This is a genomic window from Bacteroides sp. 41_26, from assembly GCF_949740115.1.
Taxonomy (GTDB): Bacteria; Bacteroidota; Bacteroidia; order Bacteroidales; family Bacteroidaceae; genus Bacteroides; species Bacteroides nordii.
The window spans coordinates 78,696-96,238 of record NZ_CATJGZ010000069.1 but is presented as its reverse complement, the minus strand read 5'-3'; the positions used below and the strand labels follow the sequence as shown (position 1 = coordinate 96,238).

The window sequence follows — 17,543 nt, the reverse complement described above, 5'->3', positions numbered from 1 at the left end:
TTTACTGATTGTTTTTCCTGTTATTTCTTCGCCCAACGATAAGAGGTTACTGATCTGCCTGGTACATCATAAGAGAAGTGCCGGCTACCATCACTGATCGTAATTTTTTTCTTCTGGTCATTGTTGTTCACAAGCACAAAAGCATAGGTTCCATCGGGATTCTCAAAGGCAGAATAGGTCAGGTCACTATCTGTATAACCACTTGTTCCGATACGTATAGCGCCGGGTTTAACTACCGTAGACATATGTGCAATAATATAATAATGAGAATTGCGTGTGATCGTTTTGTAATCGCTATTGTTGATATCAACAGCACCATAGCAAGTCTGGCAACCACCTTCACGGTTAGGGCCACGATCGTTATCCAGCATCAGGTTCCATACGATAGCCCCTTTACACCAGTTATTAGCCGTTCCCAATGCCACTTCACGCATATCTTCCAAAAGGCGTTTCCGAAGGTCGCGTCCGCTATTCCAGGTACCAATAGAGGTTTCGGTAAACAACAGGCTCTTTTCCGGATTGGCCTTGTGAATGTTGTTCAACTCTTCACGGTTACCGCCATAATTATGGTAAGCAGCTCCCGTGATGTATTTGCTGGCTTCAGCGTCTTCATAAATTTTAGTAGGATAGCTCTGCTGATCTTCAATATTATCATAGTTATAGTTGTGATCATAAGCATAGATCTTCACACCCAGACTTTCCATTTTCGGGCCAAGTTCCTTCACAAAATCTCTCTGTTCTTCCCAACTCATATAAAGAGAAGCTGAGTTTTGACGATTCAACGGTTCATTCTGCGGAGTTACAGCATAGATATTAATGCCTTGTGCCTTGAATGCTTCTACCCATTTTGCAAAGTAAGTGGCATAATCTCCGTAATAATCAGGATTCAACTGTCCGTTTGTCCATGAGTGAAACGGTTCTTTGTCAGACAGGTTATTCACCTTCATCCACAGCGGACAAGTCCAGGGAGAACCTAAAATCTTAATCGTAGGATTAATGGCCAGAATCTCCTTCAAGATAGGAATAATATACTTTGTTTCTTCATTCTGAAGAGCAAAATTCTCAAGGCCTTCGGTATCACAGCAGGTGTATTCACTCAGAGAGAAATCGGAACAACCAATCGCAATACGAATATAACTGAATCCATATCCATTGGTATCAGAGAAAGTTTCCGTCAGGAATTTTATTCTGTCAGTAGGAGTCATCAACAAGAGGTTGTAGCAGGTAGAGCCGGTAATGGCTACCCCAAAGCCTTCCATATCCTGATAACGGGTAGCAGGATCAAGAACTATATTAGTAGGAGCCATGTTGTCTTTATTACTAAAGTATACACCATCACGGGTAAGGTCCTTAGTCAGGCTCTCTGTTGTTGCATAAATAGTCACATCACCTCCTACGGGAGGAGTTACCGGAGTTTCTGCATCATCGCTGTTGCTGCAAGCAGCCAATATAGTGAAGCATCCAAGAAATGTCAATGCCAAGTTTCTCATATTTATCATAATCATTATTTGTTTTAGGGTTAATATCCGGGGTTTTGGTGTATTTTGTCGTTTGCATCGATTACTGTCTGAGGAATCGGAAGTCTGTAAGAGTCCACATCGAACTGATAAACCTGACTTTTGCGGCCGCTATCTTTAGCGTAAACAGCATTCATCACCTCTTCTACTTTATCCAAACGTACCAGGTCAAACCAACGCTGACCTTCAAAAGCCAATTCAAGACGGCGCTCCTTTAACAACGCATTCAACATTCTGTCTTTGTCTGTACGCACAGAAGAAGAAAGTTTGCTTAACTTTGCACGTTCACGTATCTGATCAATGATCTTGGCAGCTCCTTCCAGATCCGGAGTCTCCTTCATGATCAGGGCCTCTGCTTTCAAAAGTAGTACATCGGCATAACGATATTTGATAATACTACTGAATGCAGAACGGCATTTATACATGAATGGATAATTGTCCGCCGGATAATAGTTACTCCATGTACAATCATAGTAAACAACTGATTCATTGAAACGCACTTCGTCACCTTCGGATTTGAACGCATTGATCAGGTCACGTGAAGGAGTTACCCATTTGGCCCAGGTAAAGTTATTGTTCCAATTCGCCAGGTCACGTCCGAACATCCAGGTACACCAGTTACCGGTTCCCTCAAACTGTGCCTCAAGGATAGATTCCTTTGTATTTCTCATTTTAGCATCGTTACCTGCTGCATTCATACCAAACAGGTCATTAAAATTATCTACCAGTTCAAAACCATCAGCAGTAACCTCATCACAATACTGAATCACCTTGGTATAGTCTCTCAAAGGTTTTTCCGCATAGATCTTTGCAAGCAATGTACGGGCTACTGATTTGGTGAACAGTTTCTTATTACCGGGATTGTTGTCCGGTGCATTCTTTACTGCATCCAGCAAATCTTTCTCTATTTGCTGATAAGCTTCCAGTTCCGTATTCTGAGGAGGAAAGTATTCAGGATAAACATCACCAACAGTTTCAGAGGTAATGTCAGCAGCTTCTGTAATGATCACCGGGAAGTCTCCCCAGAGACGTACCATATCAAACATAACCATTGCCCGGAAAATCTTTGCCTCTGCCTTGTATTGTAAACGCTCAGCAGAAGTCAGTGCATTGTCCGTCACAGCATCAATATTACAGATCAGCTTATTGGCACGGGCAATATCCTCCATATAGCGATCCCAGTCGCGGCTCAACACAGGATTGGAACCTTCGATAGAGTTATTTTCAAAAGGTACTACTTCCGCACCGGTCGTTCCGGCATACGCATTATCAGAGTGTGAATCCGAAATCAACAACAAATCTACATACCAGTGTTCCTGGCGATCCTGCATTTGTTTGTAAATAGTGGTCAGGTGGCTCTCTACGGCTGCTTTATCTTTGAATACAACCTTACTTCCGGTATCTCCTACTCCTTCTGTCAGATCAGAATAGGTATCGAGCGGACTATAATCTAATGAGCAGGAACCCAGGCTCAATAGCAAGCTGGATGTTAATCCACAAAATATATACTTTAGTTTCATACAATCTCTTTTTTAGAATTCAACATTAAGGCCAAACGTAAATGTTCTGCAATGCGGATAAGTTCCCCAATCGATACCTTGTACCGAACCGCTGTTTCCCCACTGATTCACTTCCGGGTCCATACCGGAGTAGTTGGTCCACGTCAGCAAATTGGATGCAGTAAAATAAGGTTGTAGGCGGGTTATACCCCATTGTTTCAGCAACTTGCCTCTAAAGTTATAAGACAAAGAAACATCCTTCAGACGCAGATAGCTTCCATCTTCTATAAAGTAAGTGGAGTTCTTCAGGTCGAAACCGGCTTTGGGTACATCTGTAATCTGTCCGGGAATTTTCCAACGGTTCAACACCCGGGTAGACTGGTTTTTCCCATCATACATACCCTCTGTCTCGATACGGGAAGCATTGAAAATATCATTCCCGTAAGAACCCTGGATAAAGATACTCAGGTTGAAACCTTTCCAGGAGAATGTATTTGTCATACCATATGTAAAGTCAGGATTCGGATCACCGATATAGGTACGATCCGATGTAGTGATCTTACCATCCCCATTCAGGTCCCGGTACATCAATTCACCCGTTTCCGGATTTACACCATCACTGATATATCCATAAAATCCACCCAATGAACGACCCGGTTCATTACGTACTACATAATCATTGGTAAAATCGCTGGTTTTTGCATCGTAATATACTTTCTGAAGCTCCAGTTTAGTCAACTTATTCTTATTAAAAGAGATATTGAAATCAGTATTCCATTCAAATTCACCTCTGAAGTTTTTGGAACTGACCGCAAACTCAAACCCCTTATTTGTCATTTCTCCCTCATTGCGGGCAATAGAATTGGCTGCGGCAGCACCGGCTGGCAACGATACATTCATCAGCATGTCCTTTGTCTTCTTATAATAGTAGTCCATGTTGAAAGTTAACCGACCGTTCAGTACGGTAAGGTCAATACCAATGTTGGTCTGTGAAGTAGTCTCCCACTTTAAATCGGAAGTACGCAGGTTGGCCTGACTAATCGTTGGAAGTGCATTAACATCTTCTTTCACTGTCCAGTCCACACGATTTATATTGTAACGTTGCAGATAAGCATAGTCTCCTATTCCCGATTGGTTACCGGTCTGTCCCCATCCGCCGCGAATCTTTAAATCGTCCAGCCAGGTAAGATCCTTCATAAACGCTTCGGACGAAAGACGCCATGCGGCAGAGAATGACGGGAATACTCCCCAACGATGATCGGGATGCAGTTTGGAAGAACCATCGGCACGTACATTGGCAGTAAACAAATACTTGCTGTCATAATTGTAGGCAGCACGGGCAAAGAAAGACATAATTCCCCATTGAGAAGCTCCCGAGCCTGTATTGTTCCAGGATATTTTGTTAGCAGCATTCAATGTCTGTATCAGATCATTACGATAATGAGAACCATTAATATAGCTATTGGTATAATCGGAATCCGTCCATGATGAACCACCCATCACTTCCAATCCGTGTTTTTTGAAGTTCTGATTGTAAGTCAGGATATTGTCAAAGGTCAATACGGTATTCATGTTGCGTGAGTCGGAACCTTCACCATATTGATTACGTCCCCAGGCTGTGGAGATAGGATCAAGAAAGGTAGTACTGATCGCATTCCGACGGTCGATGGTGAAAGTTGATTTGAACTTCAACTGAGGGATAATCGTAACCAAGACATTACCCGATGCCAGTAAACGGTTTTCACGGTCTTTATTGTTTTTTGAGCGGGCCATATTCTCTAATGGATTCGTAATATTGCTCACACCGTAGAAATTATTGTAATACTGTCCCGGATTCAATGAATCCCAAACCGGAGCATACGTAGGGGTATTAACGACAGCCAGAATTACACCACCACGGTTAGCGCCTGTTCCCATAGCACCTCCGCCATTACTGGAATAATCCGAATAAGAAATATTAGCACTTACATTTAACCAGCTACGAATCTGATTATCCAGATTCACACGGAAGTTATAACGCTTATAGTAGGAGATGTCCAGTACGCCCTTCTCATTCAGATAACCGGCCGAGATATAGTACTTCATTTTATCATTTCCATTTGAAACAGATACCTGATAATTCTGAGTATTACCGGTACTGAATGTTTCATCAAACCAGTCTGTACGATCAGGTAACCCCTCAGGCAATGTAACAAGTCCGATTTCGTCCTGCAATTCCTTATACTGTGCAGAATTTAATGCATCCATTTTGCTGGCTACTTTATTCAAACCAAACTGTGCGTTCAAAGAGACCTTTGCATTACCCGTTGCACCAGCCTTGGTTGTAATAAGAATGACACCATTCGCAGCACGTGAACCATAGATAGAAGCCGAAGAAGCGTCTTTCAGAATCTGCATACTCTCAATATCGTTGGGAGAAAGAAACTTTATATTATCCACCGGCACGCCGTCTACTACATAAAGCGGATCGTTACTTCCATTCATAGAGGTTGTTCCACGTACACGGATAGACATCTCACCACCGGGCTGTCCGTTTGGTTGCATCACAGAAACACCGGCAGCCTTACCTTGCAGTGCCTGCCCTGCCGAAACAATCGGACGCTGGTCAAGGTCTTTTGTAGAAACTGTTGAGATAGAGGTAGTCACGTCTTTTCGCTTCACAGCACCATAACCGATAACAACCACCTCATCCAGCACTTCATTATCCTCATGTAAAGTGACTTCCAACGTTGGTGCGGCTTTTACTTCCTGAGTTTTATAGCCCACATAAGAAACAACCAAAATAGCATTTGGGCTTACCTGAAGGGTAAAGTTACCATCGAGATCGGTAATAGACCCATTTGTTGTACCTTTTTCCAGTACACTGGCACCAATAACAGATTCTTTCTGTGAATCCAGTACCTGTCCTTTTACAGTAATCTTTTGTGAAAACGCACTTAACGAGAAAAACATTGCCAGTAAAGCAAAGAGAACCTTTCGATTCACAAGGAGGGATTTCCACCTGTTCTTTTTCATACGTATTAATTTAGAATTGAACAATTAAAGTTAATTTGGTCCGGATTTCATTTGAACTCAAATGTTCTCGCAAACCGACGCAACAAAAGTATAAAGAATGGTAAGTCAAAATAGGACGATTAAAGAAATAGTGGATTAACAATTAGCCTATCACACTGATAAGCAAAAGAATAGCAATCAAAATCCAATTATAAAAAGTGGATAAATTAGAATAAGATACAGACCTGTTCAGGTCTGCTTCTACTTAAAACGAGCCATAAAATAACCGATATTTCACTATAACTTCGCCAATCGGATTGTCAACGAATCTCTTTCACTCTCTCCTCAAAATCATCCCGTGAAATACAAGCTTTGTTTTTCACTTTAGAGCGATAATTATAAATCGTATTCACAGAATAACGAAGAAATTCCGCTATCTGCGAGCTATCTTCAATACCCAGACGGATCAATGCAAATATTCTTAACTCTGTATTCAGTAATTCCCCCCGTTTCAATATAACCTGCCCGTCATCCTGTAACAGGGCATTGAACTTCTTCACAAAATCGGGGAATATATGGAGGAAAGTTGTATCGAAGTTCACATAGAGTTCTTCCAATTCGCTATCAAATGCATCTTGCGAACGAGTGATCTTTAAAAGATCGGCAGTTTGCCCGGCAGAAATCTTTTTATTGACCATACGCCGATAAGCATCCAGCTTATCAATATAGGTAGAGCAGAGCTTGACAAAACGAGCAATATACTCTTCCTTAATCTGGTTAGATTCTGACAGTTCGAGGTTGGTGGACTGAAGGCAAGTATTCATTGCACTCAGCTCTTCATTCAAAGAATTTAGTTGTTCGTTGGCTGTCTGAAGATGATTACGTGCTACGGATAATTTCTTCACCTGACGATAAATGTAAACCAGGGCAACCAACAGAAGCACCAGCAAAATGGTAATAAGCAATGCATACTGTTCCAATCGCCCGTTCTGTTTTTCGATCATAGCCTGATATGTCTTATCAATCAGAGAAAGTACATCCGCACTTTGCCAACTCCGCAAACGGGCATTATAGAATTTAGTTTCATTCCAGGAAAAGCGCATATAGCGATAGGCCCGTTCTACATCTCCTTCTTCATAAAGCACCTGGGCAAGCATCCACAAAGAAGCATGGTCTTTGGTGGCCGACTGTATATCAGAAATTGCTGAAAGAGCCAAATAGTACTTCTCTTTTTCCGCATCTCCCTGTTCCTGAAAGATAGTGGCACGATAATAGGTTGCAATGGCGTATTGAGGAGTACCAAAAGTTGCTTTTGACAAACGCATATCATTGACTCTCAAAGCCTCATCATATTTATGATCATCCCGTAATTTATCTTCATGTAGAGCCAAATAGTCATCCGATTGTGGGTCCAAAGAACGGTTAAGCGAATCTTTATACGCCTGAGAAACTCTCCAGTATCGGGCAGAACTAATTTTATCCTGTGTATAAAAGCCCATTTCACCGTAAGCACGATTGTAACAAGCATAATATTTCAAAACGAACTGATCATCAAGCGTTTTACGGTCAACAGCTTCAAGCAAGTCTACTGCCTCCTTATACATGCCCGATGAAGAAAGTAAATAAGAAAGTTCTAATCTGGACTGATCCTCCCGGATAGGATCTCCCAATTTCTCTGCAATCAGTATGTTTTCATTCAGATAATGGATGGCCGAATCGCAGATAAAAGCTTTATACTCTTCATAAAGCTGCATATTCAAATTATATCGTTCTATAGAGAAAGGACTTGTTTGAAGAGTAGTCGTTGTTAACTGACGAATCTGAGCCTCCTTTTCCTGAGCATATACTTCGTGACCGGCAATCACTCTATCAAGTACATTTAGCAAAGAATCGAGATTGGTATTGGCAGATACCAAGTGAGTAATCAGGGTTAATGATAAAAACAGGAGGCATTTCTTTGTCATCTAATTTTCATATTTTTGAAATGAAAGTATCAGTATTAACAAGACAAAGATAAAATAAAAAACTTTATCCTCACGAACAAACCCATCAATTTGTATCTTATAAAGAAAGTAAGGTCAGGCAATACGGAGATAAAATACCCTATTACGTTGCCTTAATCCCTTCCTATCATACATTATAATCAAACGAACGAAAGACCGTAATTGAACGATGTACGACATGTGCATGTCGTGCTGTACGAGATGCACATGTCGGGATGTTCCACATGCACATCTCGTGCAGTACCAGATGTGCATGTCGTACATCGTTCTTCACCGGGATAAAAGAGATACCCCGGGAAGAAAAGCCGTAAGTGCTATAATATCATTTATAAATCAGCGTAGACAGATATTCCTCTGCAAACATCTCATTGGCTACTTCAAGAAGATTATCTGCCGTCAATGTCTCTATACGTTTACAGACTGTATCCAGATTCTCAAACTTATTGTAATGCAGGAAAGTTTTAGCCATACCCAAAGCATTGTTCTCAAAGTTATCCGAAGCTACACAGATTTGCCCTATCAACTGTTTTTTGGCAGCTTCAATTTGTGAGGAAGTCATCTTTACATCACGCATCCGCTTTAGTTCTTTATAAGTCAATCGCAGACAAGTATCCACATCCTCAAGGTCTGTACCAAAGTAGATGGAAAAAGCACCGGTATCCGTATAAGAAGTCAGATTGGATTCTACATTGTATACCAACCCACGGCGTTCACGTAAAGCAACATTCAGACGACTATTCATACCGGGGCCACCCAAAATATTATTCAGCAGATAGAGAGCGGTACGTTTATCATCATAAGCATTATACCCCCGGCTCCCTAACATCACATGAGCTTGGTGAGTATCTTTCGGTATTACCAGGTGTTCCGGGACATATAATGGCGGTGGAGTACGCAAATTTTTCACCTCGCCAGCCGGTATATCCGCCATCAGTTTTTCCAACATATTCACTAACCTCTTAAAATCAATTTTTCCCTGAACAAAGAAAACCATATTAGAGGGTTGATACAGTCGTTGTGTAAATGCCAGAGCATCAGCTGTCCGGAATTGCCTCAGCAGCTCCGGGCGCCCCAAAATATTACGCCCCAATGGATGCCCACGGAATATCATATCTTCAAAGTCATCAAAGATCAATTCCGAAGGATTATCTTCATAAGATTGTATTTCGTCAATGATCACTTCTGTCTCTCTTTCTATCTCACGCTGCGGAAAAGTAGAACGGAATACAATATCGACCAGCAATTCTACTGCACGCGACAGGTCATCTGCCAGAAAAGCAGAGTAAACTACCATCTCTTCTTTATTGGTATAGGCATTCAAATCACCTCCCACAGCCTCCATACGGTTTAATATATGCCAGGCCTTCCGCTTTTGCGTGCCTTTAAAGATAAGATGTTCTACAAAATGAGCCATTCCCTGTTCATTTTCAGTCTCATCACGAGTACCGGCATTCACAGCAAAACCACAATAAGTCACATCGGAAACTACAGGTTTACAAATAATCCTCAAGCCATTTGACAGAGTATGCTCGACCTGCTCCGTTAGTAAATTCTTCATTATCAGTACTAAGTTTTATTGATGCTACAAAAATACAATAAAACTTATTGTCGTTTATAGAAAATTGCAGATATTTGTAGACTATAACAGTGACAACGTGTATGGAAAAGATAGGAATATTCTGTTCTGCATCAGAAAACATTGACAAAATGTATTCCGATGCTGCTGTCCGGGTAGGTAAATGGATAGGTGAAACAGGCAAAACTCTTATATATGGCGGTGCCAGTCTCGGACTTATGGAATGTATAGCACAGGCAGTAAAAACAAACGGTGGACACATTATTGGTGTAGTTCCCGCCAAACTTGAAGAGAACGGAAAAGTCAGCACGCTGCCGGATCGTATTATTCATACCCATAACCTCAGTGATCGTAAAGACATTATCGTAGAAGAATCAGATATATTACTGGCTCTTCCGGGAGGCGTAGGTACATTGGACGAGATATTCCACGTCATGGCAGCCGCATCCATCGGTTATCATCATAAGAAAGTGGTGTTTTACAATGTGAATGGTTTTTACGACACCTTATTAGCAGCACTCAAAGAGATAGAAAGTAAAGGGTTCGCCCGTCATCCGTTCTCTACATACTATGACATAGCCCACACACCGGAAGAATTAAAAGAAATAATGACCATATGATAGAATCCATTAAAGACCTTTTGCAGAAGGAAGCACAAGCTGTGCTGAATATCCCCGTAACAGACGCTTATGAAAAGGCTGTAGACCTTATCATAGAACAAATTTGTATCAAAAAGGGTAAGCTTGTAACCAGTGGCATGGGAAAAGCCGGGCAGATTGCCATGAACATTGCTACCACATTCTGTTCTACCGGTATTCCCTCTGTTTTTTTACATCCAAGTGAAGCACAGCATGGCGACCTGGGTATTTTGCAAGAGAATGATTTGCTATTACTCATTTCCAACTCAGGTAAAACACGTGAAATTGTGGAATTAACACAGCTGGCACACAACTTGAATCCCGGATTGAAATTTATTGTAATTACTGGTAATCCGGACAGTCCACTGGCCGATGAGTCAGATGTCTGCCTCAGTACAGGTAAACCGGCGGAAGTATGTACATTGGGAATGACCCCTACTACATCGACTACCGTAATGACTGTAATTGGAGACATTCTGGTGGTACAAACCATGAAAAAAACTCAATTTACGATTGAAGAATATTCCAAACGTCATCATGGCGGTTATCTGGGAGAAAAATCAAGAGAGTTATGCGTAAAGTAATCGGTATTGGCGAAACAATTCTCGATGTCATCTTTGAAGGAAATCGGCCCTCGGCTGCCGTACCGGGTGGCTCTGTCTTCAATGGTATCGTATCGCTAAGGCGTACGGGTATAAATGTATGCTTTATCAGTGAAACGGGAAATGATCGTGTAGGTAACATCATTCTGCAATTCATGCAGGATAATGGGTTGCCAACAGAACATGTAAACGTTTTCCCCGACGGAAAATCGCCTGTATCCCTTGCCTTTCTGAACGAGCGTAACGATGCAGAATACATCTTCTACAAAGATTATCCCAAACAGCGCCTTGATGTATTATTTCCGGAAATACATGAAGACGATATCGTAGTTATCGGTTCTTACTATGCACTCAATCCTGTACTCCGCGAAAAAATAGTGGAGTTACTGGAAACAGCAAAAGAGAAAAAAGCGATTATATATTACGATCCCAACTTCCGTAGCTCACACAAAAACGAAGCTATGAAGCTCGCATCTACCATTATCGAAAATTTGGAGTACGCAGATATTGTACGTGGATCAATAGAAGACTTTTTCTATATGTACGGACTGAATGATACAGATAAAATATACAAAGATAAGATCCAGTTCTACTGCCCTAATTTTATTTGTACGGCAGGAGCAGAACAAATCGCACTGCGCACCAAAAACTTTCGGAAAGACTATCCGATAGAACCGCTGAATGCAGTAAGCACTATCGGAGCTGGAGACAACTTCAACGCCGGACTTATTTATGGTATGCTGAAGTATGATGTACGCTATCGCGACCTGAATGGCCTGAATGAAGAAATATGGGATAAAATCATCGGGTATGGCAAAGCTTTTGCTGCAGAGGTTTGTAAGAGCTTCAACAATTCAGTCTCAAAGGAATTCGCTGAAAAACTCATTGAGAAATAAGTTCCGGATATTCTACGTTCCAGAACGAGTATAGATATCTCCATGTGGATCTGTGTGAGTATTAAAAACTCTGTAGTTTGTCTAATAATAGCAAAGTAATAACAAAGTCTGCCAGTTATTCATATCTTTGCAATTAGAGTTTTAGACAATATACTATGTATAAGAACCTGATCAACTGGCTTGCTATTTTCCTTTTGTTCCCTTCATGTTCCAAAACACCTCCGAATATCTCGGTTGTTTGTGAGGAAAACAATGTAGGAAACTGTATCATTAAGTGGGAAACGGCCCCTCTTATCCAGGGGCAGGTGAAAGTATACGCGTCTACCAATCCGGAAATGATACCGGAAACACTCCCAATTGCCGCTGCCGCCATTTCCGATGGTAAAATGACCATTGTCACAGATGACCCTTCCAGACGTTATTATTATATGATGGTATTTAACAATAAATACCGTGTAAAAATAGCGACCCGAAATGTGAATATCCCCGGTATACAAAACTTCCGCGATCTGGGTGGATATAAATCCTCTGCCACAGGAAAAAACGTTCGTTGGGGGATGCTCTATCGCTCGGCACAGATTGACAGCCTCGGTTGTGCTGCACTCAGGGAACTAAGAAATATAGGAATAAAAACCATTATCGATTTTCGTACTCCCGAAGAACGTAATAACTATCCGCAGATTCAAAAAGGCTTCAATGTCATTTACATTCCCATTGCAACAGGTAACATGGAAAAGGTGTTACAAGGCATACAAGAGGGAAAAATCAAGGGTGATACCATCAACCGTATCGTAGAGCAAATGAATCGTAAACTGGCAATAGATTATCGTAATGAGTATAAAAAGCTTTTCAGCATTTTGCAAGATCAAAGCAATTATCCCATTATCATTCACTGTACTTCCGGCAAGGGACGCACAGGTGTTTCCTCTGCCATCATTCTTGCCGCTCTGGGTGTAAACGAAGATATCATAATGCAGGATTATCGTCTGAGTAACGATTATTTTAATATACCCAAAGCCTCTAAATATGCCTACAAACTTCCGGTAAATTCGCAGGAAGCCATCACTACCGTTTATACGGCAAAAGAGGATTTTCTGAATGCTGCCAAAGAGGAAATAGAGCGGACATATGGAGATGTGCCGACTTACCTTGAAAAGGGACTCGATCTCACCACTAAGGACATCGAGCAATTACAAAGTATTTTGCTGGAATAATACTAATGAGAGGTATATATCCTCTTCAATATACTTCTGGCAACGTGTGGACGATAATGCGAGTCCTCGTAATAATTATGGTAATCAACTGTAATTTCATTTGTTCCCGAAAAATCAAAAACGTTTTCCTTTCCAAATATTTCCCTGAGAATGCCCAGATCCTGAGGATTCAATTTTATCTGATCAAATAAAGGATTTATCACGATCTTATAATCAGTGTGATGTTTTTTAAAAATTTGCACCATTTCTTCCAGCATTTCCCGTTGCTTAATCACTATGACAGGTCGTGACACAGAATCAGGAAAACTTTTATCCTCAAACACCTTCATTTTCTTTTCATTATAAAAAGTACCATCAGCTATCTCTCGTTCAAACTCCACAGATTTAGCCTCGTTAGTATTCTTGTCATATCGGAATCGCTCATCTGAAAGTAAATAACTCTCTGCCATATACTTCTTCACTTTACCACTCAGTTTAAAATCGGCTAAAGCATACAGAAACTTTGGACTAAAGAAAGCTTTAATAAATGAACAATGAAAACCAAAAATATTCGTATAATTCTCCAACTGAGGGGCAATACAATACAGATGTCCATCTTTACTTTTATCTTGTTCAAGAATTGACTTATCAAGTATTAGTAAAGCATTATGAATACTATTTCCACTTTTGTCTATATACATCACTTTTTTATACAATGCATACAATGACTCCAAAGACGCATCAAAATGAAAGCAACTACTACTATCCGGCAGATACTCTCTCCAATCGGCTATCTCGTAGTACATACTTCTTGAATTCCCGAAAACAAAAGAATCATAATGAAGAGCAACATGCCGTTTTTCAAAGGTAGTTGTACTTATATACCCGGCATTTAAACCGACACCGGGCTTTTCATCTTCAGCATAGAATGCATCGTAATCATAGATAACTTTAAAAACATCCAAGGCAAAATATAGCACTAACAATAGTACAAACGGAATTGCCATCAGCAACGTCTTATATATAAACTTTCTAATACCGCTCCTTGTCATACCAATATCTCTTAAAACTGAAAATAGATAAACTGAGTGCTTTGACCTGCCTGCCAAAACAATACTGAAATGATCGCATAGTAAATAGCATATCTGAGCAAAGGAGACTTTATCTGCCCATCCAATTGCAAAGCGTGTTGCTTATCTCTCTGAATCCATTCTACAAGTATCAACACCGCAATAAACATACATGCCATCTTTCCTTGTTGAGGGATTCCAAAATGCCCATTAGTTATCATACGAACAATATACTGCCAGGCATCGTATATTGTCCTGGAACGGAAAATAATCCAGCCCAACACAACCAAAATGAATGTACATATCATCTGGATTGTCTCTCGTAACCTAGGAAGTTTCTTACCCTTAGCTACAACATCCGTAAATCTACGATTCCTGCCCAGCAGCAATAAAGGTAAGAATAGTAAAGCATGAAAAGCCCCCCAACAGATAAAAGTCCAGTTAGCTCCATGCCACAGGCCACTAACCAGAAAAATAACCACTGTATTACGGAAGCTTTGCCATTTTCCTCCCCGACTTCCTCCCAAGGGAATATAAATATAATCACGAAACCACGTAGTCAGAGAAATATGCCAACGTCGCCAAAACTCCGCAATATCCCGTGAGAAATAAGGAAAATTAAAGTTCCTCATTAGATTAATACCAAACAGGCGAGCCGTACCTATTGCGATATCAGAATAACCGGAGAAATCTCCATAAATCTGAAAAGTAAAAAGTACTGCTCCATAAAAAAGAGTCAAACCATCATATTGATAGTAATTTTCAAAAATCTGATTGACAGCAACCGCACAATTATCAGCAATCACCAACTTCTTAAATAGTCCCCATAATATTTGTCGCATCCCATCCGTAGCTTTAGCATAATCAAAACTACGCGATCTCAGGAACTGAGGCAGAAGATGAGTAGCCCTTTCGATAGGACCTGCCACCAACTGAGGAAAGAAGCTAATGAAAGCAAAGAAAGCAACAATATCATGTGTTGGTTTCATTTTATGCTGATATACATCAATCGTATAACTTAATGCCTGAAAAGTATAAAAACTGATACCCACCGGCAAAAGAATATCTAGTGTTACCCAATCCAGTTGTAATCCAAAAGTAAGAAATAGTTGTGTAAGATTCTCTGCGAAGAAATTGTAATACTTAAATATTGCAAGAATTAGCAGATTCAACAATATATTAGCGACACTTATCCATTTCTGTAAGTTGCGGTCTCCTTCTTTTTTTTCAAGCAAAATGCCACTTCCAAAACTACAAAAGGTTGTAAATGCGATAAGAATCAGAAAACGCGCATCCCACCATCCATAAAACAAATAACTGACTGCAACAATAAACAGGTTTTGCCACTTTAACGATTTAAATACAAACCAATAAAGTAGAAAAACAACCGGCAGGAAAATTAAAAATTCAAAAGAGTTAAATAACATTTCTCTCAGATTACGCTGTAATGCACTAATAACGGTAATATACCTTTATAAGTATGCAAAATTAAATAAAAAACAAACAATGCTATAGTCAAAAGAATTAGTTTCCACTAATTTTACGTATATTTGCGCCCGAATATAAAGATATACAGAGATTTAATGAAGACATTTGAAGAGCTTGGCGTTTCTCCGGAGATACGTAGAGCAGTCGAAGAAATGGGATACGAGAATCCCATGCCGGTACAAGAGGAAGTGATTCCGTACCTTTTAGGAGAAAATAATGATGTAGTAGCTCTTGCTCAAACAGGAACTGGGAAGACAGCCGCATTTGGTCTGCCGCTGATACAACAGATTAATGTAAAAAACCGTGTTCCTCAATCGCTTATCCTTTGCCCTACACGGGAGCTTTGCTTGCAGATAGCAGGTGATTTAAATGATTATTCCAAATACATCGACGGATTAAAAGTACTGCCCGTATATGGTGGATCATCTATAGATAGCCAGATACGTAGTCTGAAACGTGGTGTACACATCATAGTAGCTACTCCAGGTCGTTTGCTCGATCTGATGGAACGCAAAACCGTTTCCCTCTCTACTATCAGCAATGTTGTAATGGACGAAGCTGATGAGATGCTGAATATGGGATTCACAGACAGTATTAACGCTATTCTGGCAGACGTTCCGCAAGAACGTAATACGTTGCTTTTCTCAGCTACTATGAGTCCGGAAATAGCACGTATTTCTAAGAACTATTTGCGCGACGCCAAAGAAATCACCATTGGACGTAAAAACGAAAGTACAAATAGCGTGAAGCATATTGCATATATGGTTCAGGCGAAAGATAAATATGCCGTACTCAAACGTGTAGCAGATTACTGTCCGCAGATATATGGTATCGTTTTCTGCCGTACCCGTAAAGAGACGCAGGAAATTGCCGACAAGTTAATGCAGGAAGGCTATAACGCCGATTCATTGCATGGAGAACTCTCTCAGGCACAGCGTGACGCCGTTATGCAGAAATTCCGTTTACGCAATATACAAATATTAGTCGCTACAGACGTAGCTGCACGCGGACTGGATGTAAACGACTTAACCCACGTCATCAATTACGGCCTGCCGGATGATACGGAAAGCTATACGCACCGCAGCGGACGTACCGGACGTGCGGGAAAAACAGGTATCTCTATCGCTATTGTTAACATGCGCGAGAAAGGGAAAATGCGTGAGATAGAGCGTATCATTGGCAAAAAGTTCATTATGGAGCAAGTCCCCACAGGCAAGCAGATCTGTGAGAAACAGCTCATCAAGGTAATTGACGATATTGAAAAAGTAAAGGTTAATGAGGAAGAGATAGCGGACTTCATGCCCGAAATCTACCGTAAGCTGGAATGGTTGAGTAAAGAAGACGTTATCAAACGCATGGTATCTATGGAATTCAACCGTTTCCTTGAATACTATCGTGACCGCGAAGAAATACAAACTGCAACCGATAGCCGTGGCGAACGTGGCACGCGCACCGAAGGACGCGGAAGCCGTGATAATGGCGGTAGCCGTACAGCAGCACCGGGATTCACCCGTTTATTCATCAATCTGGGTAAAATGGACAACTTTTTCCCGAACGAACTTATCAACCTGCTGAATAGCAATACTCGCGGACGCATCGAACTGGGACGTATTGATCTGATGAAGAACTTCTCATTCTTTGAGGTAGATGAAAAAGAGGCACAAAGTGTTATAAAAGCGCTGAATCGCACAAACTGGAATGGACGTAGGGTTTCAGTCGAAATAGCCGGAGAAGAAGGCGGAGAAGGGCGTAAAAACAGTGGCAGATACAAAGATAACGGCAGAGATGCAAAGTCATCTGCATCAACAAAACCACGCAAAGACAAACCGGCCAGAGCAACTTCAGCTTCTACTGACAGCAAAAAACAAAAGCCAAGCCGGGAGGAACGTGGATACAGTAATGCACGCGGTAAAAAAGACGACTGGCAGCAGTTCTTTAAAGATGAAAAATCGGATTTTAGTGAAGAAGGATGGGCACGTAGAAAAAAGAAAAAATAAATAGGGGCATGTCCCTGTTTCATATTACTCCGGGATTCAAGTATAAAACCTGAATCCCGGAGTTTGTTAT

At 40.9% G+C, this 17,543-nt stretch carries 12 protein-coding genes; 5 read left to right on the top strand and 7 right to left on the bottom strand.

The window, feature by feature from the left end; all coding sequences use genetic code 11:
* Window positions 1–20 precede the first annotated feature (20 nt).
* From QX565_RS09545 to QX565_RS09525, 5 genes are all read right to left on the bottom strand, one after another.
* Window positions 21–1,499, bottom strand: coding sequence for an endo-1,6-beta-glucanase (locus QX565_RS09545; RefSeq protein WP_289292646.1), 1,479 nt, complete (start codon window positions 1,497–1,499; stop codon window positions 21–23).
* A 20-nt stretch (window positions 1,500–1,519) separates the two neighbouring features.
* The gene (locus QX565_RS09540; RefSeq protein ID WP_289292645.1) at window positions 1,520–3,037 is read right to left on the bottom strand and encodes a RagB/SusD family nutrient uptake outer membrane protein; all 1,518 of its coding nucleotides are present in this window, start codon (window positions 3,035–3,037) and stop codon (window positions 1,520–1,522) included.
* A gap of 12 nt (window positions 3,038–3,049) precedes the next feature.
* On the bottom strand, window positions 3,050–6,031 hold the full coding sequence (locus tag QX565_RS09535; protein WP_289292644.1) for a SusC/RagA family TonB-linked outer membrane protein: 2,982 nt from the start codon (window positions 6,029–6,031) through the stop codon (window positions 3,050–3,052).
* A 299-nt stretch (window positions 6,032–6,330) separates the two neighbouring features.
* On the bottom strand, window positions 6,331–7,974 hold the full coding sequence (gene susR, locus QX565_RS09530; protein ID WP_289292643.1) for a SusR family glycan utilization regulator: 1,644 nt from the start codon (window positions 7,972–7,974) through the stop codon (window positions 6,331–6,333).
* Window positions 7,975–8,335: 361 nt separating this feature from the next.
* A complete protein-coding gene (locus QX565_RS09525; RefSeq protein WP_007483273.1) occupies window positions 8,336–9,571 on the bottom strand; it encodes a M16 family metallopeptidase in 1,236 nt (411 codons plus the stop codon).
* A 101-nt stretch (window positions 9,572–9,672) separates the two neighbouring features.
* Here QX565_RS09525 and QX565_RS09520 point away from each other — a divergent pair, with 101 nt between their 5' ends.
* From QX565_RS09520 to QX565_RS09505, 4 genes are all read left to right on the top strand, one after another.
* Window positions 9,673–10,209, top strand: a complete 537-nt coding sequence (locus QX565_RS09520; RefSeq protein ID WP_025866549.1) for an LOG family protein — start codon at window positions 9,673–9,675, stop codon at window positions 10,207–10,209.
* Complete coding sequence (locus QX565_RS09515) at window positions 10,206–10,811, top strand: SIS domain-containing protein (protein WP_002558620.1); 606 nt, start codon at window positions 10,206–10,208, stop codon at window positions 10,809–10,811. The genes QX565_RS09520 and QX565_RS09515 overlap by 4 nt, the downstream gene beginning before the upstream one ends.
* Window positions 10,799–11,725 carry a carbohydrate kinase family protein gene (locus tag QX565_RS09510; RefSeq protein WP_007483268.1) on the top strand — a complete coding sequence of 309 codons (927 nt, stop codon included), beginning with the start codon at window positions 10,799–10,801 and terminating at the stop codon, window positions 11,723–11,725. Before QX565_RS09515 ends, QX565_RS09510 begins: the two co-directional genes overlap by 13 nt.
* A 155-nt stretch (window positions 11,726–11,880) precedes the next feature.
* Complete coding sequence (locus tag QX565_RS09505) at window positions 11,881–12,939, top strand: tyrosine-protein phosphatase (protein ID WP_195661223.1); 1,059 nt, start codon at window positions 11,881–11,883, stop codon at window positions 12,937–12,939.
* A 2-nt stretch (window positions 12,940–12,941) separates the two neighbouring features.
* Here the strand turns inward: QX565_RS09505 and QX565_RS09500 are convergent, their stop codons facing one another.
* Together QX565_RS09500 and QX565_RS09495 are read right to left on the bottom strand one after the other, a co-directional pair.
* Window positions 12,942–13,970: a hypothetical protein gene (locus QX565_RS09500; protein ID WP_289292642.1), complete on the bottom strand. Its 1,029-nt coding sequence runs from the start codon at window positions 13,968–13,970 to the stop codon at window positions 12,942–12,944.
* Between the two features lie 11 nt (window positions 13,971–13,981).
* On the bottom strand, window positions 13,982–15,415 hold the full coding sequence (locus QX565_RS09495) for an MBOAT family O-acyltransferase (RefSeq protein WP_289292641.1): 1,434 nt from the start codon (window positions 15,413–15,415) through the stop codon (window positions 13,982–13,984).
* A gap of 156 nt (window positions 15,416–15,571) precedes the next feature.
* On the opposite strand from QX565_RS09495, the gene QX565_RS09490 reads away from it, so the two are divergent.
* Window positions 15,572–17,473 (top strand): DEAD/DEAH box helicase, encoded by a 1,902-nt coding sequence (locus QX565_RS09490; RefSeq protein WP_044094812.1) that lies wholly within the window; start codon window positions 15,572–15,574, stop codon window positions 17,471–17,473.
* Window positions 17,474–17,543: the final 70 nt, after the last annotated feature.